This window comes from Oryzihumus sp. JJN4-3R (genome assembly GCF_057747915.1).
The window spans coordinates 2771078-2789719 of sequence record NZ_CM173229.1 but is presented as its reverse complement, the minus strand read 5'-3'; the positions used below and the strand labels follow the sequence as shown (position 1 = coordinate 2789719).

Annotated in this window: 19 protein-coding genes; 8 read left to right on the top strand and 11 right to left on the bottom strand. The window is 73.5% G+C overall.

Annotated elements, in window-relative coordinates:
* Window positions 1–770: 770 nt before the first annotated feature.
* Window positions 771–1613, bottom strand: coding sequence for a Fic family protein (locus AC3ANM_RS13325; protein ID WP_488284898.1), 843 nt, complete (start codon window positions 1611–1613; stop codon window positions 771–773).
* 290 nt (window positions 1614–1903) lie between these two features.
* Here AC3ANM_RS13325 and AC3ANM_RS13320 point away from each other — a divergent pair, with 290 nt between their 5' ends.
* On the top strand, window positions 1904–3385 hold the full coding sequence (locus AC3ANM_RS13320) for a S8 family peptidase (protein WP_488284897.1): 1482 nt from the start codon (window positions 1904–1906) through the stop codon (window positions 3383–3385).
* A 78-nt stretch (window positions 3386–3463) separates the two neighbouring features.
* Here AC3ANM_RS13320 and AC3ANM_RS13315 read toward each other — a convergent pair whose 3' ends face one another.
* Window positions 3464–4396, bottom strand: a complete 933-nt coding sequence (locus AC3ANM_RS13315) for a hypothetical protein (RefSeq protein ID WP_488284896.1) — start codon at window positions 4394–4396, stop codon at window positions 3464–3466.
* 142 nt (window positions 4397–4538) lie between these two features.
* Between AC3ANM_RS13315 and acs the strand changes: the two genes are divergently transcribed.
* Window positions 4539–6497 carry an acetate--CoA ligase gene (gene acs / locus AC3ANM_RS13310; protein ID WP_488284895.1) on the top strand — a complete coding sequence of 653 codons (1959 nt, stop codon included), beginning with the start codon at window positions 4539–4541 and terminating at the stop codon, window positions 6495–6497.
* Between the two features lie 60 nt (window positions 6498–6557).
* Here acs and AC3ANM_RS13305 read toward each other — a convergent pair whose 3' ends face one another.
* Together AC3ANM_RS13305 and AC3ANM_RS13300 are read right to left on the bottom strand one after the other, a co-directional pair.
* The gene (locus AC3ANM_RS13305; RefSeq protein WP_488284894.1) at window positions 6558–7370 is read right to left on the bottom strand and encodes a glycerophosphodiester phosphodiesterase family protein; all 813 of its coding nucleotides are present in this window, start codon (window positions 7368–7370) and stop codon (window positions 6558–6560) included.
* Between the two features lie 101 nt (window positions 7371–7471).
* Window positions 7472–8446: a pirin family protein gene (locus tag AC3ANM_RS13300; protein ID WP_488284893.1), complete on the bottom strand. Its 975-nt coding sequence runs from the start codon at window positions 8444–8446 to the stop codon at window positions 7472–7474.
* A 93-nt stretch (window positions 8447–8539) separates the two neighbouring features.
* On the opposite strand from AC3ANM_RS13300, the gene nhaA reads away from it, so the two are divergent.
* From nhaA to AC3ANM_RS13285, 3 genes are all read left to right on the top strand, one after another.
* Window positions 8540–9874, top strand: coding sequence for a Na+/H+ antiporter NhaA (gene nhaA, locus AC3ANM_RS13295; protein ID WP_488284892.1), 1335 nt, complete (start codon window positions 8540–8542; stop codon window positions 9872–9874).
* Between the two features lie 53 nt (window positions 9875–9927).
* Window positions 9928–10329: a phage holin family protein gene (locus AC3ANM_RS13290; RefSeq protein WP_488284891.1), complete on the top strand. Its 402-nt coding sequence runs from the start codon at window positions 9928–9930 to the stop codon at window positions 10327–10329.
* A 67-nt stretch (window positions 10330–10396) separates the two neighbouring features.
* Window positions 10397–11326 carry an alpha/beta fold hydrolase gene (locus tag AC3ANM_RS13285; RefSeq protein ID WP_488284890.1) on the top strand — a complete coding sequence of 310 codons (930 nt, stop codon included), beginning with the start codon at window positions 10397–10399 and terminating at the stop codon, window positions 11324–11326.
* A gap of 81 nt (window positions 11327–11407) precedes the next feature.
* Here the strand turns inward: AC3ANM_RS13285 and AC3ANM_RS13280 are convergent, their stop codons facing one another.
* Genes AC3ANM_RS13280 through nth form a run of 3 tightly spaced genes read right to left on the bottom strand, consistent with a single transcriptional unit; the run spans window position 11408 to window position 13988 of the window.
* A complete protein-coding gene (locus tag AC3ANM_RS13280; RefSeq protein ID WP_488284889.1) occupies window positions 11408–12616 on the bottom strand; it encodes a MarP family serine protease in 1209 nt (402 codons plus the stop codon).
* Complete coding sequence (locus AC3ANM_RS13275; RefSeq protein ID WP_488284888.1) at window positions 12616–13326, bottom strand: NUDIX hydrolase; 711 nt, start codon at window positions 13324–13326, stop codon at window positions 12616–12618. The genes AC3ANM_RS13280 and AC3ANM_RS13275 overlap by 1 nt, the downstream gene beginning before the upstream one ends.
* Entirely contained in the window at window positions 13323–13988 is a 666-nt protein-coding gene (nth, locus tag AC3ANM_RS13270; protein ID WP_488287952.1) for an endonuclease III, read from the bottom strand. Before nth ends, AC3ANM_RS13275 begins: the two co-directional genes overlap by 4 nt.
* 125 nt (window positions 13989–14113) lie before the next feature.
* Here nth and AC3ANM_RS13265 point away from each other — a divergent pair, with 125 nt between their 5' ends.
* Window positions 14114–14791: a Crp/Fnr family transcriptional regulator gene (locus AC3ANM_RS13265; RefSeq protein ID WP_488284887.1), complete on the top strand. Its 678-nt coding sequence runs from the start codon at window positions 14114–14116 to the stop codon at window positions 14789–14791.
* 60 nt (window positions 14792–14851) lie between these two features.
* On the opposite strand, the gene AC3ANM_RS13260 is transcribed toward AC3ANM_RS13265, so the two are convergent.
* A complete protein-coding gene (locus tag AC3ANM_RS13260; RefSeq protein WP_488284886.1) occupies window positions 14852–15661 on the bottom strand; it encodes an MBL fold metallo-hydrolase in 810 nt (269 codons plus the stop codon).
* Window positions 15658–16500, bottom strand: a complete 843-nt coding sequence (locus tag AC3ANM_RS13255) for an NUDIX hydrolase (RefSeq protein ID WP_488284885.1) — start codon at window positions 16498–16500, stop codon at window positions 15658–15660. Before AC3ANM_RS13255 ends, AC3ANM_RS13260 begins: the two co-directional genes overlap by 4 nt.
* Window positions 16501–16562: 62 nt before the next feature.
* Between AC3ANM_RS13255 and AC3ANM_RS13250 the strand changes: the two genes are divergently transcribed.
* Window positions 16563–17195 (top strand): MerR family transcriptional regulator, encoded by a 633-nt coding sequence (locus tag AC3ANM_RS13250; protein WP_488284884.1) that lies wholly within the window; start codon window positions 16563–16565, stop codon window positions 17193–17195.
* On the opposite strand, the gene AC3ANM_RS13245 is transcribed toward AC3ANM_RS13250, so the two are convergent.
* Complete coding sequence (locus AC3ANM_RS13245; RefSeq protein ID WP_488284883.1) at window positions 17173–17646, bottom strand: RidA family protein; 474 nt, start codon at window positions 17644–17646, stop codon at window positions 17173–17175. The two genes, AC3ANM_RS13250 and AC3ANM_RS13245, sit on opposite strands and share 23 nt — an antisense overlap.
* 2 nt (window positions 17647–17648) lie before the next feature.
* On the bottom strand, window positions 17649–17804 hold the full coding sequence (gene sp36, locus AC3ANM_RS13240; protein WP_141790440.1) for a Sp36 family protein: 156 nt from the start codon (window positions 17802–17804) through the stop codon (window positions 17649–17651).
* Between the two features lie 36 nt (window positions 17805–17840).
* Between sp36 and AC3ANM_RS13235 the strand changes: the two genes are divergently transcribed.
* Entirely contained in the window at window positions 17841–18635 is a 795-nt protein-coding gene (locus AC3ANM_RS13235) for an alpha/beta hydrolase family protein (RefSeq protein WP_488284882.1), read from the top strand.
* Window positions 18636–18642 lie beyond the last annotated feature (7 nt).

Sequence of the window (18642 nt, the reverse complement as noted above, 5' to 3'; positions counted from 1 at the left end):
GCCGACGCCGGGCCTGTGGATGGTGGGACGAACGCCGGGACCCATGTGGACAACCGCATCCGAGCATCCGAACCGGATGGAGAAAGGGGACGGCCCCCGTCGGGGGGAGAAGGAGCAGGGCGCCGTCAACGGCTGCCGCGCATCCGAACTGGCTGAACCGGAGGGAGAAAGGGGACGGCCCCCGTCGGGGGGAGAAGCAGCAGGGCGCCGTCGACGGCCCGTCGCGCATTCGTGCGAAATGCAGCTGGATGGAGAAAGGGGACGGCCCCCGTCGGGGGGAGAAGCAGCAGGGCGCCGTCGACGGCCCGTCGCGCATCCGAACCGGCTGAACCGGATGGAGAAAGGGGACGGCCCCCGTCGGGGGGACAACGGGGGCCGTCAACGCGCCAAGCTCCGGGGGGGAGGAGCTGGTGCGCTGGCGCGCTCGACCTCGAAAGGGAGCGCGCACATCCATAGTGGGGTACCGGGACGTAGAGCGCAAACTCTCGCCCCAAAAAGTCACAGCAAAAAGGCGATGGCACCTCGCGGACGAGGTGCCATCTACCGCGAGCGTTGCGGGTTACCAGGCGTGCATCTTCAGAAGTCGCAACGGGACAAGCCCGGCACGATCGGTCCATCAGTGGACTGCCCGCGCGTGGGTGCCCGCGCCTTTCGCGGTGGTCGTCGGGCTCACGCCCGTCGGCTCACCACTTGTCTACTCGCCCCCACTGGCAAAGGAAAGTCTTGACTTTGGAGCCCACCGGGTGGGTGACCTTCTCCCACAACGGGTCTCAGCCCAGCCGGCCGGCGAGCACGGCGTCGGCGATGCGCTGGCCCTCCGCCGCTCCGGCCACCACGGCCTGCGCGCAGTGGGTCAGCCACAACGCCACCCCTTCGCGGGTGCCGGTGCTGTATGCCGTGAGCGCGCCGAGGTAGGCCGGCCCGCCCTGGCTGCCGTGCCCGAGCTCGGGCACCGCCACACCGGTCGGGTCCAGGCCACTGGCCTGGACGACGGCGCGCTCCATGGCCCGCGCGACGGCGCCGTTGCCGCGCACGAACGGTCGGACCACGGCGATCTCGGCGTGGACGACCGCGGCGACGATGACGGCAGGCGCACCCTCCAGGGACGTCAGCAGCTCCACCAGTCCGGCGAGCCGTTGCGCCACGGCGGTGGCGTCCGGGGCCGGCCCGAGGTCGACGAACTCGGCGCAGGTCTCCCCCGCGGTCCGGGGGCGCCCCAGCTGAGCAGGCTCGACCAGATCGGCCGCGGCGGCGACGTGCAGCCGGGCCAGGGCCTGCAGCGGCGCCCCGGCCACGAGTCCGCGCACGTGCTCGGTCTCGGCCGTGGCCTGGACGACGCCGCGCAGCACCTGCTCCACCGGGTCGGGCTGCTCGGGCCACGCGAGGGCGCCGCGCATGAGGTCGCGGATCACCGCCACGTCGACCTCGGCGCCCTCGAGGGCCGCGCTGGCCCGGGCACCGCGCACCCGGGACTCGGCGGCCGCCTCGGGGATCCGGCGACGCAGCGCCTGGTGCCAGCGCAGCTCGGTGCAGGCCTCCCGGGCGGCGGTGGTGGCCTCGGCGACCCCGGGCAGGGCGGCGAGCGCGGCGAGCTGTTCGGCAGGTCCAGGCACGCCCCGAGCCTAGAGAGCCACCGTCGACGCCCCCTCACGGACCCGGCTGCAGCGCGTGGTGGCACCGCGCGCGGGGTGACCGACCGCGGAATACCGCTGTCAGACGGGCAGGGACCGGCGGGTGACCCGCGCAACGGCGGGCCGCCGGCGCACAGCGAGTTCAAAGACTTGGTCAAGGAACCGCTACTCCGCCCCACCCGGACAAACCCCGACCTAGGGTCCGAAACGGTCCATGCGCGACAAACCGCTCCGCACGGACGCCCGCAACCCCCTCACCACCGGGAGTGCCCATGCCCCTTCGTCCAACCCGTCGCCGCGCGACGCTGGTCGCCGCGGCGGCGACCGTCCTCGCGACCTCGCTGCTCGGCTCCGGTCTCGCCCAGGCCTCGCCGGCCGCGGACCAGCCCACCTCCACGCCGGTGCCGATCGCGACCCCCGACGGCATGCTCATGAGCTACCTGCTCAACGCCAAGGACGCCAACCCCGGGCAGACGCTCCTCGTCGAGCGCGCCGTCCGCGCGGCCGGTGGCACCGTCGTGCAGTCCTGGCCGGAGATCGGCGTCGTCGTCGCCCACTCCACGCGCTCGGCCTTCCGCGCCGACGTCGTGCGGCTGGCCGAGGGCCACGCCGTGGAGTCGGTCGGCGCCACCCGGACCGTCGCGGTCAAGGAGGGCACCCCGGGCAGCAGCACCGCGGCGACCCAGCACGCGTCGGCCGGCCAGATGAGCGCCGGCGACGCCCAGGACGCCGGGCCGGTGGCCGACCCGCGCGAGTCCGAGCAGTGGGACATGGCGATGATCAAGGCCGACCAGGCCCACCAGGTCACCGACGGCTCCCGCAGCGTCCTCGTCGGCGTGCTCGACAGCGGCATCGACGCCAGCCACCCCGACCTCAAGCCGAACATCGACGCCGCCGACTCGGCGAGCTGCATCGGCGCCGGCAAGCCGGACACCACCCCGAGCAGCTGGCTGCCCACGACGAGCGGTCACGGCACCCACGTCGCCGGCACGATCGCCGCGGCCCGCAACGGGATCGGCATCGTCGGCGTCGCACCGAACGTGCGCCTCGCCTCGGTCAAGGTGGTCAGCGACGACGGCTACATCTACCCCGAGTACGCCGTGTGCGGCTTCATGTGGGCCGGCCTGAAGCACATGGACGTGACCAACAACAGCTACTACGTCGACCCGTTCCAGTTCTACTGCGACGACCAGCCCGACCAGGCCGCCGCGATGGAGTCGCTCCGCCGGGCCGTGGCGTGGTCGGAGAAGGAGGGCGTGGTCAGCGCGGCGGCGGCCGGCAACAGCAACTACGACCTGGCGCACAAGACGACCGACAAGACCAGCCCCGACGACAGCACGCCGGTCGTGCGGACGATCAACAACGGCTGCCACGACATCCCGACCGAGCTGCCGGGCGTCGCCACGGTCTCGGCGCTGACCTCGACGACGGACAAGGCGAGCTACTCCAACTTCGGTGAGGGCGTCATCGACGCCGCCGCCCCCGGCTCGCGGATCCTGTCGACCTGGCCCGGTGGCGGCTATGCCCTGCTCAGCGGCACCTCGATGGCCTCCCCGCACGTCGCGGGCGTCCTCGCGCTGCTGAAGTCCACGCACCCCTCGGCCACCCCGGCCCAGCTCATCGCGATGCTGCGCGGCGAGGCCGACGACCACGCCTGCCCGACGGACGCGCGGTGCACGGGGACGGTGCAGGACAACGCGTTCTACGGCGAGGGCATCGCCGACGCGCTCGACGCGGTGACGGCCGCGGGCTGAACCACCCGGCATACGGCTGCGGGCCGCGTCCCCTCAGGGGGCGCGGCCCGCAGTGCGTCCAGGGACGGGTATGCGCGGTCAGTCGCCTTCGGGGGCGGGCTCGGCCTTGGCGCCGGCGGACTTGCGGGCCGGCAGCGGCAACGTGCCGAGGCGCTGCTTCAGGCTCGGCCACGCGGCGCGCCAGGCGAGGACCACAGCAGCCAGGAGCAGCGCGGGCCAGAGGGAGTGCCAGGCGTTGGACAGCAGCACCGACCAGGCGTTGGGCACGAAGTCGCGCATGGCGTCCAGCACGGTGGAGACGCTGGCCCGGCTGCCGCCGGGGTGGCGCAGCGTCTCGGTGCCGTAGCGCAGCGTGTTCTCCACCAGGGACAGCAGCCAGAGCCAGAGGAAGAACACCGGCCAGAGCAGGACGCCGGTCCAGCGGCGCCAGGCGAGCAGCACCAGGAGACCGGCCAGCAGCAGGCGGCTGAGGACGATGCCCGGGCCGTCGACGTGGAGCAGCGTCAGCACCAGCCCGACGACCGGCCCGACGCCCAGGAGCCCGAGGAAGCCCAGCCGCTGCGGGCCGCGGGTCGCGACGACACCGAGCGCGAGGCCGACGACGGCGGCCAGCCCGGTGGTGACGAACATGATCTTCTGCTCGGTCGGGTCGGGCGTGGCCGCGGCCGGCAGCGTGGGGTGCAGGGTGAACCACACGGCTGCCGCGTAGCCGAGCAGGACCGACAGCAGCGCCAGGCCGGCGCGGCGCAGCACGACGATCACCACGAGCGCCGCGCCCAGGGAGCCGAACACCGCCGGCTCGAACTGCGTCAGCAGCACCGGCAGGTGCGGCGGCCACAGGACGGCGTCGCCGGTGACGCCCGACCGGGTCCAGGGCGCGAACGCCAGCGCCCACCAGCCCCAGGCCAGCACCACGACGGCCACCGCCAGGAGCATCTTCGGCAGCCACGAGAACTGCTCGCGGACCTGCGCCATCGCCGACGCGGCCGTCCCCTTTGTCCGCTCTGTCATGGCGGGAGGGTACCGCCCGCCCGCCGGCCGGTGAGGACGCCGCGATCCCCACCCACCGGCGGGCGGTCACCCTACGGTTGAAGCCTCACCCGCAACGGGGTTGAGTGTCGTCGTACGCGCGCCGAGATCCCCAGGAGGACCCGTGACCGACCAGACGTCATCGACCGAGACCCGCACCTTCACCCCGGACCCGGACTTCGCGGCTCAGGCCAACGGTGACGCCTCCCTCTACGACGCGGCCGGTGCCGACCACGAGGCGTTCTGGGCCGAGCAGGCCCGGCGCTACGTCACCTGGGACAAGGACTTCGACACCACGCTGGACTGGAGCGGTGCGCCGTTCGCCAAGTGGTTCGTCGGCGGCGAGCTCAACGTCGCTCGCAACTGCGTGGACCGCCACGTCGAGGCCGGCAACGGCGACCGCGTGGCCATCCACTTCGAGGGCGAGGGCGGCGACACCCGCACCGTCACCTACGCCGACCTCCAGCGCGAGGTGTGCAAGACCGCCAACGCCCTGGAGTCCCTCGGCGTGCGCAAGGGCGACCGCGTGGCGATCTACATGCCGATGCTCCCCGAGACCGTCTTCACCATGCTGGCCTGCGCCCGCATCGGCGCCCCGCACTCGGTGGTCTTCGGCGGCTTCTCCGCCGACGCCCTGCGCACCCGCATCGCCGACGCCGAGGCCCGCGTCGTCGTCACGACCGACGGGCAGTTCCGCCGCGGCAAGCCGGCCCCGCTCAAGCCGGCCGTCGACGAGGCCGTCACCGGCGCCGACTCCCCCGTGGAGAAGGTCCTCGTCGTCCAGCGCACCAAGACCGAGGTGGCCTGGGACGACAGCCGCGACGTCTGGTGGCACGACGTCGTCGACAGCGCCAGCGACCAGCACGAGGCCCAGCCGCACGACAGCGAGCACCCGCTGTTCATCCTCTACACGAGCGGCACCACCGGGAAGCCCAAGGGCATCTTCCACACCACCGGTGGCTACCTGACCCAGACGGCCTACACCAACGCGGTCGTCCACGACGTGCACCCGGAGACCGACGTCTACTGGTGCACCGCCGACGTGGGCTGGGTGACCGGCCACTCCTACATCGTCTACGGCCCGCTGGCCAACGGCGCGACGCAGGTCCTCTACGAGGGCACCCCGGACACCCCGCACCAGGGCCGGTGGTGGGAGCTCGTGCAGAAGTACGGCGTCACCATCCTCTACACCGCTCCCACCGCGATCCGGACGTTCATGAAGTGGGGCGACGACATCCCCGCGCAGTACGACCTGTCCTCGCTGCGGGTCCTCGGGTCGGTCGGCGAGCCGATCAACCCCGAGGCGTGGCTCTGGTACCGCAAGCACATCGGCGGCGACCGCGCGCCGATCGTCGACACGTGGTGGCAGACCGAGACCGGCGCGATCATGATCAGCCCGCTGCCGGGCGTCACCGACCTCGAGCCCGGCTCGGCGCAGCGCCCGATCCCCGGCATCAGCGCCGAGATCCTCGACGACGAGGGCAAGCCGCTGCACGACCCCGAGTCGGTCGGCTACCTCGTGCTCACCAAGCCGTGGCCGGCGATGCTGCGCGGCATCTGGGGCGACCAGGAGCGATACAAGGAGACCTACTGGAGCCGGTTCGGGGAGAAGTACTACTTCGCCGGTGACGGCGCGAAGTACGACGCCGACGGCAACATCTGGCTGCTCGGCCGGGTCGACGACGTCATGAACGTCTCGGGCCACCGCCTGTCCACGGCCGAGATCGAGTCCGCGCTGGTGTCCCACCCGAGCGTGGCCGAGGCCGCCGTCGTCGGCGCCACCGACGAGACCACCGGCCAGGCCGTGTGCGCCTTCGTCATCCTGCGCGGCGGCTTCGCCGACAACGGCGACGAGACCGTGCAGGAGCTGCGCAACCACGTGGCCAAGGAGATCGGCCCGATCGCCAAGCCGCGCCAGATCATGGTCGTGGCCGAGCTGCCCAAGACGCGCTCGGGCAAGATCATGCGCCGCCTGCTGCGCGACGTCGCCGAGAACCGCGAGGTCGGCGACGTCACCACGCTGGCCGACTCCTCGGTCATGAACCTCATCAAGGCCGGCCTGTCCGGCTCCTCCGAGGACTGAGCCACCCACCACCGGTATGCCGGGTGCGGACGTCCGCACCCGGCATACCGCTGTGCGGGGTCAGCCCGCGACAGGTGCGACGGGCCCTGGCGCCGCGGAAGCGCTTGTCGCCATGGGCATTGGGGTCCACTGGCCGCGGGCGATGAGGACCTCGCGCAGCAGGTCCGGGCGGTCGGTGATCACGCCGCCGACGCCGAGGTCGAGCAGCCGGTGCATCACGGCCGGGTCGTCGACGGTCCAGACGACGACCCCCACGCCGAGGTCGTGGGCCATGTCCACGAGCCGCGCGCCGAAGACCGGCATCCGCCAGAACCGCAGCGGGACGTGGACGAAGCGGCCGGTCGCCAGGGCCCGGGGCGGGCGCACCCCCGCGCGGGCACAGGCGACCAGGGCCGACAGCGAGCGCCAGCCCAGCGCGGTCGTCGTCGCCGGCACCTCGCGCTGGACGTGGCCCAGCCACCCGTCCCACGCCCCGGCGACACAGACCCGCTCGGCGACCCCGGGGCGGCGCAGCACCCGCACCAGGGGCGTGATGGCCGACTCGTCCTTGAGGTCCACGGTGAAGCGGGCGTCGGGGAACGCCTCCAGCGCCTCGACCAGTGACGGGATCGGCTCGATCCCGTTGACCGGCAACGTCTTCAGCCCGCGCAACGGCCGCACCGCGACCCGCCCCCGCGCCGCCGTCACCCGGTCCACGGTCTCGTCGTGGAAGCAGACCAGCTCGCCGTCGGAGGTCGGGCGCAGGTCGGTCTCCAGGTAGCGCAGCCCGAGGGCCGTCGCCCGGGCGAAGGCCGCCAGGGTGTTCTCCGGGGCCAGCCCCGCTCCCCCGCGGTGCGCGATCGCCAGCGGGCCCGTCTCAGCGCCGTAGGACATGCCCCCACCATGACCCGGCGAGATGACGTGGAGGCGTCAGCGGGGTTGCGGGCGTGCGGGATTCACCGACTCTTCAGTCGCCGGCCACCGGCGCGGTGACGTCAGGACACGCGCCCGCGGGGCCGCAGCCGCACGTGCGGCAGCTCGGGCGCCGCGAGCCGTTCGGGGCCGGGGTAGTGCTCGACCTCGCCGAAGCGGCCCTCCTTGCCGTTCCACTGCCGGCGGGCCTCCGCGATCTCCTCGTGGGTCCGGCCGACGAAGTTCCACCACATGACGATCTCCTCCTCGAACGGCACGCCACCGAGGAGCAGCACCCGGGCGTCGGCCGAGAGCGCGAGGTCGAGCTCGTCGCGCTGCAGCCCGACGTAGAGCGCCTGGCCGGCCTCGACCCCGAGGCGGCCCACCCGCACCTCCCCCGCGAGCGGGATGAGGACGTGTTCGTATGCCGCGTCCAGCGGCAGTCGGCCGGCCCGCCTCCCCGGGCCGGCCGGGGACAGCTCCGCCCCGACCAGTGGGGTCACGCCCTGCGCGGAGGCGACGACGCCGCCCAGCTCGCCCATGAAGACCTGGGCGCGCAGCCCGTCCACCTCGAGCACCGGCGCGGGGTCGTGCAGCTCGAAGGCGCGCCCGTCGTGCCGGGCGTGCTCGGGCAGGGCCACCCACAGCTGTGCCCCGTGCAGCACCGGTCCGTGGTCGGGCGGGGAGTTCTCGGAGTGGGCGATGCCGTGGCCCGCCGTCATGACCGCGACCCGGCCCGGCTCGACCAGGGCGGTGCTGCCGAGGCTGTCGCGGTGCACCACCGTGCCGCGGACCAGCCAGCTGACCGTCTGCAGACCCATGTGCGGGTGCGGGGCGACGCCCATGCCCTCCTGGCCACGCACGTCGGTGGGCCCGTAGACGTCGGCGAAGCACCACGCCCCGACCATGCGGCGCTCCTTGTGCGGCAGCAGCCGCAGCACCTCGTTGCGCGGGCTGATCATGGCGTGGATCGCGTCGTAGCGCTGCAGCACGTGACCGGGGCTGGACTCCCGGTCCGGGCACCCGGCATACAGGTCGGCGGTGGCCACGTTGCTCATGGTTCACGGTAAGCCCGGCGTCGATAAACTGGCCCCGGTGCGCCGGGAAGTCTGGTCGGCATCGCCTTGCCGACCCCGCCTGGAGGCCGCACCGTGACCACGCCACCGCTTCGCCCGCGGCTCTTCCGCCGTTCGACCTGGCCGGAGGTGCAGCGCATCACCGCCGCGCTGCGCACCGAGACGGTCGGCGGGGTGCTCCTGCTGGTGGCCGCCGTCCTCGCCATCGCCTGGGCCAACAGCCCGTGGTCCGATGCCTACACCGCCCTGCGGGACCTCCATGTCGGGCCGGCCGCCCTGCACCTCGACCTGAGCCTGGCCCAGTGGGCCTCCGACGGCCTGCTCGCGGTCTTCTTCTTCGTCGCCGGGCTGGAGCTCAAGCGCGAGTTCGTCGTCGGCGACCTGTCCGAGCCGGCCCGGGCCGCCCTGCCCATCGCGGCGGCGCTGTGCGGAGTGGCCCTGCCGGCCGTGCTCTTCGTCGTCACCTCCCGCCTGGTCGGCCCCTCCGGCGGCGACGTGCTGCGCGGCTGGGCGGTGCCGACGGCCACCGACATCGCCTTCGCCCTGGCTGTGCTCGCGGTGATCAACACGCACCTGCCGTCGGCACTGCGCTCGTTCCTGCTCACCCTCGCCGTGGTCGACGACCTGGTGGCGATCACGATCATCGCGCTCTTCTACACCGACCACCTCGACGTCCGGGCGCTGTTGCTGGCGCTGATCCCGTTGGGGTTGTTCGGCTTCCTCGTCCAGCGCCGGGTGGACCGGTGGTGGCTGCTGCTGCCCGTGGCGGTGCTCGCGTGGGCGCTGGTTCATGCGAGCGGGATCCATGCCACCGTCGCCGGGGTCGCCCTGGGACTGCTCGTCCCGGTCCGGTCCGGACCGCGGGACCGGGGCGGCCGGCATACCCTCGCGGACCGGTTCGAGCACCGGCTGCGGCCGTTCTCGGCAGGGTTCGCCGTCCCCGTGTTCGCGTTCATGGCCGCGGGGGTGACGGTCGTGGGCGGCGGGCTGGCCGACGCGCTGCGCGACCCGGCGGCGATCGGCGTCGTCACCGGGCTGGTGCTGGGCAAGATGGTCGGGGTCTTCGGCGGCACGTGGGCGTTCGCCCGGTTCACCCGGGCCGAGCTGGACAGCGACCTCGCGTGGGCCGACGTGCTCGGGCTGTCCGTCCTGGCCGGGGTCGGGTTCACGGTCTCGCTGCTCATCGGCGAGCTGGCCTACGGCACCGGCTCCCCGCGCGACGAGCACGTCAAGCTGGCCGTGCTCACCGGTTCCGTCGTGGCGGCCGCGGCGGCCGCCGTCGCGCTCCGGCTGCGCAACCGGCACTACCGCCGCCTGGTCGAGGCCGAGGAGGTCGACGCCGACCACGACGGCGTCCCCGACGTCTTCGGGGGCTCGGCGGACCGCGCCGAGCCGGAGCCGGGCCGATAGGGTCGTCCCGTGCCGGAGGACCCCCCGCGGCACCGACCACGGAGGTGACATCGATGACGGCCACCGACAACGGCGCCACCGAGCGCACGCTGGGGCAGCTCGTCGCGTCCGCGACGCAGGACCTGTCGGCGATCATGCGCAGCGAGATCAACCTGGCCAAGGCCGAGATCACCGCCGACGCCAAGAAGGCCGGCGAGGGTGCGGCGCTGGTCTCCATCGCCGGTGTCTTCTCCTTCCTCGCCCTGATCCTGCTGCTCATCTCGGCCGCCTACGGCCTGGTCGCCGCGGGCCTGTCGCCGTGGCTGGCGTTCCTCATCGTCGCCGTCGCACTGCTGGTGATCGGGGCGATCTGCGTCCTCGTCGCAAGGTCGGCCTTCGGCAAGATCAAGGGCAAGCCCGAGCGCACCATCAAGACCACCCAGGACACGATCGCGGCGATCAAGCCCGGCTCCTGAGCCGAGGCGCACCGCCGCGACCGCACCCCCAGACCCGTCCGCCGAGCACCGAGGGCCCGCACCAACCATGAGCAACGACGCCTCCTCCGTGCTCGTCGACGGGCCGTGGGAGCACCGGTTCGTCTCCGCCAACGGAGCCCGGTTCCACGTCGCCGAGGTCGGTGAGGGCCCGCTGGTCCTGCTGCTGCACGGCTTCCCGCAGTTCTGGTGGGCGTGGCGGCACCAGATGACGGCGCTGGCGGAAGCGGGCTACCGCGCCGCCGCGATGGACCTGCGTGGCTACGGCGGGTCCGACAAGCCCCCGCGCGGCTATGACACCTTCACCCTGGCCGCCGACGCCGCCAGCGTGATCCGCTCCCTCGGCGAGACCGACGCGGTGGTGGTCGGCCACGGCTGGGGCGGCTGGATCGCCTGGTCCATGCCCGCGATGCAGCCGGCCGTCACCCGCGCGGTCGCCGCGCTGGCCATGCCGCACCCGCTGGTCCTGCGCCGCGCGTCGTTCACCGACCCGCACCAGTTCCGCGCGAACCGCTACCTCGGCGGGCTTCAGCGCCCGTTCGTCCCCGAGCGCCAGATGGTCCAGGGACCCCGGTATGTCGAGCGCCTGCTGCAGCAGTGGTCCTCGCCGGAGAACGCCTGGCCGGACGAGGAGGAGGTCCGGCGCTACACCGAGGCGATGTCCATCCCGTTCGTGGCCCACTCCGCGGCGGAGTACTACCGCTGGGTGGTGCGCTCCCAGCTGCGCCTCGACGGCCGTCGCTTCGCGGCGCGGCTCGGCCAGCCGGTCGAGGTGCCGGTCCTGCACGTGCACGGCGTGGACGACGGCGCGGTCGTGGCCTCGGCCGCCACCGGGTCCCGGGCCACGGTGAGCGGCCCGTTCGAGGAGCACTTCCTGGCCGGGGTCGGGCACTTCCTGCCGGAGGAGGCCCCCGAGCAGGTCAACCGGCTGCTGCTGCGCTGGCTGGCCGACACCGCCGTGCCCGCCCCCACCCGCTGAGGTCGACGACAGGCACACCTCCCGGCGCGGGAGGTGTGCCTTCGTCCGCCTGGGCGAAGTGGTGGTGCCCCTCCGGAGGGGTCAGCCGGCGGCGCAGGCTCCGCTCGGCACGGTCCGCGTCGCCTGGCGGCCGGCGTCGAGGACCGGCTTGGCCTCCGCGAGCGTCAGGGCGTAGCCGGTGACGTCGTCGTCGAGGGACTTGGCGAACACCACGCCGGCGACCCGGCCCAGGGGGTCCAGCAGCGGGCCACCGGAGTTGCCGGGCTCGACCCGGGAGTAGAGCGAGTAGACCTCGCGGACGGTGCCGGGGTCGCCGTAGATGTCGGAGCCCCGGGCGCTGATGGTCTCGCGGATACGGGCGGCGTCGACGCGGAAGGGCCCGTCCAGCGGGAACCCGACCACGGCGGCGCTGTCGCCCCGGCCGAGGACCTCGCCCGGCTTCAGCGCCGGCGCGGTCAGCCCCGGCACGTCGAGGACGGCCAGGTCGCGCTTGGGGTCGAGGACGACGATCCGGGCCGCCAGCGAGCGCCCGGACCCGCCGATGCGCACGTGCGGCTCGTCGACGCCCGCCACGACGTGGGCGTTCGTGACGACGTGCTCGGGGGCGTAGACGAACCCGCTGCCCTCCTGGCCGCGGTTGCAGGCCTGGGCCACCCCGGTGATCTTGACGACCGAGGTGGAGGTGCTCAGGAACCGCTTGTCCGTGGAGATCGAGTTGTCCGGCGGGGAGATCGGGATGATCGGCTCGGCGCCGACCCCCTCGAACACCCGCGGGAAGCCCTCGCTGTCGAGCACCCCGCGGAACCCGGCGAACAGCCGGGAGGTCTGCGGCGGGACGACGTCGTCGATGACCCGCAGGATGCGGGACTCGCCGATGGCGCGGGCGATCGGTGCGGGGGCGCCGCCGCGGACGGCGCCGGCGATGAACCAGACGAGCACGGAGACGGCGACCAGCACGGTCACCGAGCCCAGCACGGCGTCCACGTTGCGGGCCTGCGGCGCCCGGACCTGGGAACGCACGCGGGCCGCGAGGTTGACGGCGAGGGCCTGCCCGACCGAGGCGAGGACGAACACGCCGAAGACGAGCAGGCCGGTGCGCACCACGGCGAGGCCGTTCACGGCGTCCCACTGCTGCAACAGCAGCGGCAGCAGCCACATGCCGACGGCACCGCCGCCGAGGAAGCCGACCAGCGACATCACGCTGACGACGAAGCCCTGGCGGTAGCCGGTCACGGCGTAGCTGACCAGGACGATGGCCAGCAGGATGTCGACGACGGGCAGGAACCCCATCACTGTGCACTCCCCCGATCGGCCCGGCGCTGCCACTCCTGCGTGAAGCGGTCCGGCAGCGGGCGCCGCTCGCCGCGGTCCCACTCCCGCTCCAGGCCGGCCAGCTCGAGCACCTTGGCCAGCAGCCCGGCCGTGAACCCCCACACGAGCAGGCCGTCGACGTCGAAGGCCGGCCCGATGAAGCCGCTGGGGTGGGTGACGGTGAACCGCCGGGCCGGGTCGGTCAGCTCGGCCAGCGGGGCGCGCACGACGCGGGCCACCTCGCGGTCGTCGACCACGTCGATGCGGTGCGGGTCGGCCCACCAGGCGAGGACAGGGGTCACGACGAAGTCGCTCGGCGGCAGGTAGAGCGCCGGGAGCTCGGCGACCACGTCGACGCCGGAGGGGTCGAGCCCGACCTCCTCCCGCGCCTCGCGCAGGGCGGCGTGCACCGGCCCGGCGTCGTCGGGATCCAGCGAGCCGCCGGGGAAGGACACCTGACCGGCGTGGGAGCGCATGTCGTGGGAGCGCTCGGTGAGGACCACGTCCTCACCGCCTTCCTCCGAGGGCCCGAAGAGCATCAGGACGGCCGACTGCCGTCCCCCCTCGTCCGGAGGGAGGAAGCGGCTGAAGAAGTCGCCGGAGACCTGGCCGAGGGCGCGCTCCAGGTCGTGCATCCAGGCCGGGCGGGGAGCACCGGGGCCCGGCACACCGGACACGGGTCCGCTCACGAGGCGTCCGGGGCGAGCTCGTACTTCAACAGCTTCACGGCCTTGTCGGGGTCGGTCTCGCCCTCTCCGTAGGAGGGGCACCACCGCGCGACCGGGCAGGCGCCGCACGCTGGCTTTCGGGCATGGCAGGTGCGTCGGCCGTGGAAGATCACGACGTGGGACAGCATGGTCCAGTCCTTGCGCGGGATCAGCGCACCGACAGCGTGCTCGATCTTGACGGGGTCGTCCTCGCTCGTCCAACCGAACCGGCGCGACAGCCGCGCGAAGTGGGTGTCGACGGTGATGCCCGGCACCCCGAAGGCGTTGCCCAGCACCACGTTGGCGGTCTTGCGCCCCACCCCGGGCAGGGTCACCAGGGACTCGAGCTTGCCGGGGACCTCGCCGTCGAAGCGCTCGACCAGGGCCGTGCCCAGCTTGATCAGCGCGTCGGTCTTGGCCCGGTAGAAGCCGGTCGACTGGATGATCGACTCCAGCTCGGCGCGGTCCGCCCCGGCATAGTCCGCGGCGGTCCGGTACTTCGCGAACAGGGTCGGGGTGACCAGGTTGACCCTCACGTCCGTGGTCTGCGCAGACAGCACGGTGGCGACCAGCAGCTCCAGCGGGTCGGTGAAGTCCAGCTCGCAGTGGGCGTAGGGGTAGCGCTCCAGCAGGGCGCGGTACATCTTGCGTGCCCGCCGGGTCAGGGCCACCGGGGTCTCGGCACGGGCGTTCACGGACACGCACCAAGCCTAGAGGGCGCAGGCGAGGGCGACGCCCCCGCGGTCGGGCGCATGGCACACTGTCCGCCGTGGACAACGATGTCGTGAAGAAGGCGCCCCTGTTCGCTGCCCTCGATGACGAGGCGGCGACAGCCCTGCAGCAGTCGATGACCTCCACCCACCTCGAGCGGGGCGACATCCTGTTCCACGAGGGCGACCAGGGTGACCGGCTCTACGTGATCCGCGAGGGCAAGATCAAGCTCGGCCGCACCAGCAGCGACGGCCGCGAGAACCTGCTCGCGATCCTCGGCCCGGGCGAGATGTTCGGCGAGCTGAGCCTGTTCGACCCGGGCGCGCGCACCGCGACCGCCACGGCGGTGGCCGAGACCCAGCTGATCGGCCTGGGCCACGACAACCTCCAGTCCTTCCTCAGCGACCGCCCCGAGGTCGCGGCCACGCTGCTCGCGGCCCTGGCCCGCCGGCTCCGCCGCACCAACGAGACCCTCGCCGACCTGGTCTTCACCGACGTCCCCGGCCGCGTGGCCAAGGCCCTGCTGGACCTGTCCAGCCGCTTCGGCCGCCCGGCCGAGGAGGGCATCCTCGTCGCCCACGACCTCACCCAGGAGGAGCTCGCGCAGCTCGTCGGCGCCTCCCGCGAGACGGTCAACAAGGCCCTGGCCGACTTCGCCACCCGTGGCTGGATCAAGCTCGAGGCCCGCGCCGTCATCCTGATCGACGTCGAGCGGCTCAAGCGCCGCGCCCGCTGAGCCGTATCGCGCGCCGGTCGCGTCGCTGACGCGGCCGGCGAGGTAACCCTCCGCGGAGACTCAGGCGCCGCGCCCGCCGACGCCCCTGGCCCGGAGGTACTCCAGCTGGGCCAGCACGCTGAGCCGGGCTGCCGGCCGCAGCTCCTGCGGCACGTCGGCGTAGACCCGCGCCACCACGGCGTCGGCGTCGGTCGCGCCGTCGGCCAGCGCCGCGCGCACCTGCCCCAGTCGCTCGCGACGGTGCTCGAGGTAGTACCAGACCGCCTGCGCCGCGTGCTGCACCGTCGGGCCGTGCCCGGGCAGGATCGTCTCGACCTCACCCGAGTTGGTCATCGCTGCGATCCGCTCCAGGGAGTCCAGGTATGCCGCGAGTCGCCCCTCGGGGTAGCTCACCACCGTGGTCCCCCGGCCGAGGACGGTGTCGCCGGTCAGCAGCGCGTTGTCGGCGGGCAGCAGCAACGACAGCGAGTCGGCGGTGTGCCCGGGGGTGGCGACGACCTGCAGCTGGAGGCCGCCGACCTGGAGCCGCTCCCCGTCGCTGAGCCCGTCGGAGGCACCGGAGCCGTCGCCGAGGGCGCGCACCGGCGCTCCGGTCAGCTCGCTGAAGTGCTCCGCCGACTCGGCGTGGTCGTGGTGGTGGTGGGTGAGCAGCACCAGCTCGACCCTGGCGCCGCGGGAGGCGACAGTGTCGAGCACGCGGCGCAGGTGCCGCTCGTCGAGAGGGCCCGGGTCGACGACCGCGCAGCCGTTGGAGCCGGGCTCGGACAGCACCCACGTGTTGGTGCCGTCCAGCGTCATCGGGCCCGGGTTGCCGGCGAGCACGCACGCCGCGCGCGGGGTGACGGCCCCGCCGGCCCAGCCCCCCGTCATACCGGCAGCTCGCAGCGGATGACGACCCCGTCGTCGGTCGGGGTCAGGACCGGCAGCACCGGCTCGATCGGCGTCTCCTCGTGCAGGAACTCGTCGGCCGAGCGGGCGGCGGCGACCTCCTCGACGCTGACCACCGTCGGCGGCAGCATCAGCGCCTCGCCGCGGTGGTAGTCGCGCAGCAGCTCGGCCGGGTCGACCCAGGCGGCGTGGTCGGCCTCGGTCGTCGCGTCGTCGGGCACCTGCCCCTCGGGCAGCAGCGCCGCGAAGAAGCGGGTGTCGTAGCGCCGGCTCTCGAACTCGGGGGTGATCCAGTGGGCGCGGGCCCGCAGCAGGTCCGAGCGCAGCACGAGGCCGCGCGCGATGAGCACCTCGGCCAGGGAGCGCTCCCGGGACAGCAGCGCCTGCCGCTCGGCCTGCCAGTCCGCGCCGCTGACGTCCCCGACCACGCTCTCGGCGTCGGGGCCGGCCAGCAGCACCCCGCACTCCTCGAAGACCTCGCGCACGGCGGCGACCACGAGCTCGCGGGCCGTGGTCTCGTCGGCGCCGAGCGCCCGGCCCCAGTCCGCCGGGGTCGGGCCGGCCCAGGGCAGCGACGGGTCGGCGTCGCGCGGGTCGACACCCCCGCCGGGGAAGACCATCATCCGCGGGGCGAACTCCATCGTTGCGACCCGCCGCAGCATGAACACCTCGACGCCGTGCTGGCCGTCCCGCACCAGCAGCACGGTGGCCGCCGCCCGGGGGGCCACCGCGTCGGCGGGTGCGTCCGCTGACCGGTCGAGCCATTCCTGGGCGCGCTCGACCAGCGCCGGTGCCGACCCGAGCGGGAAGTCTCGCCTCACGTCCTCGATCCTAGGGGCGCAAACGCCATCCGGCAGGGTCGCCCCGGTGGCAGGATCGCAGCATGGGGCGGGAGTACACGATCGAGGAGCTGGCGCAGGCCAGCGGCCTGACCGAGCGCACCCTGCGGCTCTACCGCACCAAGGGGCTGCTGGACCCGCCCACCGTCCGGGGCCGCACCGGCTACTACGACCAGCGGCACATGGCCCAGCTGCGCATGGTCAAGGCCTTCGTCGACCACGGCTTCCCGCTGGCGCTGATCTCCTCGCTGGCCAGCCGGGACGCCGTGCAGGTCGAGATCGCCCGGCTGCTGCGGGCGATGATCGCCCCGGGCAAGCACCGGTCCTCCGACACGATGGTCGTGGTCGACCCGATGATGGTCTCGGTGATGGACCGGCAGCGTCCGGGCAGCCTGGACGAGCTGGTCACCCTCGGGGTGATGCTGCGCGACGACGACGGCAACGTCCACGCGGACGCGGTCCTGGTCGCGCTGGTCAACGCGCTCTACCTGCACGACGCCAAGGCGGGCAGCCTGGGCGCCCTGGGCATCCACGCCGGCCGGCTGGCGCACACCTTCGCCGACGACCAGCACGAGCAGCCGGTCGTGGACCTCAGGGATGAGGACGCACGCCGGCTGCTCGTCGAGCTGGCGACGTCAGTGTTCCGCGAGGCGCTCAGTCACGCACTGCGACGGTGATCTCGACCTCGACGGGGGCGTCGAGGGGGAGCACCGCGACACCGACGGCGGAGCGGGCGTGGACGCCGGCGTCGCCGAAGGCCTTGCCGAGCAGCTCGCTGGCCCCGTTGATGACGCCCGGCTGGCCGGTGAAGGAGGGGTCACTGGCCACGAAGCCGACGACCTTGACCACGCGGGTGACCTTGTCCAGGTCGCCGACCTGGGACTTCACCGCGGCGATGGCGTTGAGCGCGCAGGTCTCGGCGAGCTTCTTGGCGTCGTCGGCGGGGACGAGCCCGTGGCCGTCGCCGACCTTGCCGGTCTGCACCAGCTGGCCGGAGACCATCGGCAGCTGGCCCGAGGTGTAGATGTAGCTGCCGTCGCGCACGGCGGGCACGTAGGCCGCGACCGGCTTGGGGGTCTCCGGCAGCTCGAGGCCCAGGTCGGCCAGGCGCTTCTCGACTTCGCTCATGATCAGGCCTTCTCCCGCTTCAGGTAGGCCACCAGGCCGTTGCCGTCCGGACCGGTCAGGACCTGCACCAGCTCCCAGCCGTCCTCGCCCCACTGGTCGAGGATCTGCTTGGTGGCGTGCACGATCAGCGGCACGGTGGCGTACTCCCATTTGCGCATGGGCGCACTCTAGCGGCCACTGGCACGATGCCTTCCGTGACCAACGACCCCCGCGCGGTGATGACGCGGCCGGCTCCCCCGCCCTCCCGCACCGAGGCCTACGGCCCCGACCCCGCCCAGGTGTATGACGTCCGGTTGCCTTCAGGGACCCCGCGCGGCACGACCGTGGTGGTGGTCCACGGCGGGTTCTGGCAGGCGGAGTACGACCGCGCCCACGCGGCCAGCGAGGCGCAGGCGTTCGCCGACGACGGCTTCCCGGTCGCGGTGCTGGAGTACCGCCGGGTCGGCATGCCCGGTGGCGGGTTCCCCGGCACCCTCGAGGACGTCGCGGCCGCCGTCGCCGCGGTCCGGGCCGACCCGGGCCTGCCCACCCCACTGGTGCTGGTCGGGCACTCCGCCGGCGGCCACCTCGTGGCGTGGGCGGCCGGGCAGTCGTGGGCGCACGGCCTGCGCGGCGTGGTGTCCCTGGCCGGGTGCGTCGACCTGGCCCTCACGGCGAGGCTGCACCTGGGCGAGGACGCCGCGCAGAGCCTGATGGGCGGCGAGCCCGGCGCGGGGAGCGACGCCGCCTGGGCTGCCGCCGACCCGGCCCGGCAGAGCCCGGCCGTGCCGGTGGTGCTGCTGCACGGCGCCGACGACGTGACCGTGCCGGTCGCGGTGTCGCTGTCCTACGAGGAGCGGATGCGCCAGCCGGCCGGCGCCGTGCGGGAGCACGCGCAGGTGAGGCTGACCGTCATACCGGGCTGTGAGCACTTCGGGCTGATCGACCCGGCGCACCCCGCGTTCTCCACGGTGCGGGACGCCGTCCGCGGCCTCGCGGACGCTGGATAGGCTCGCG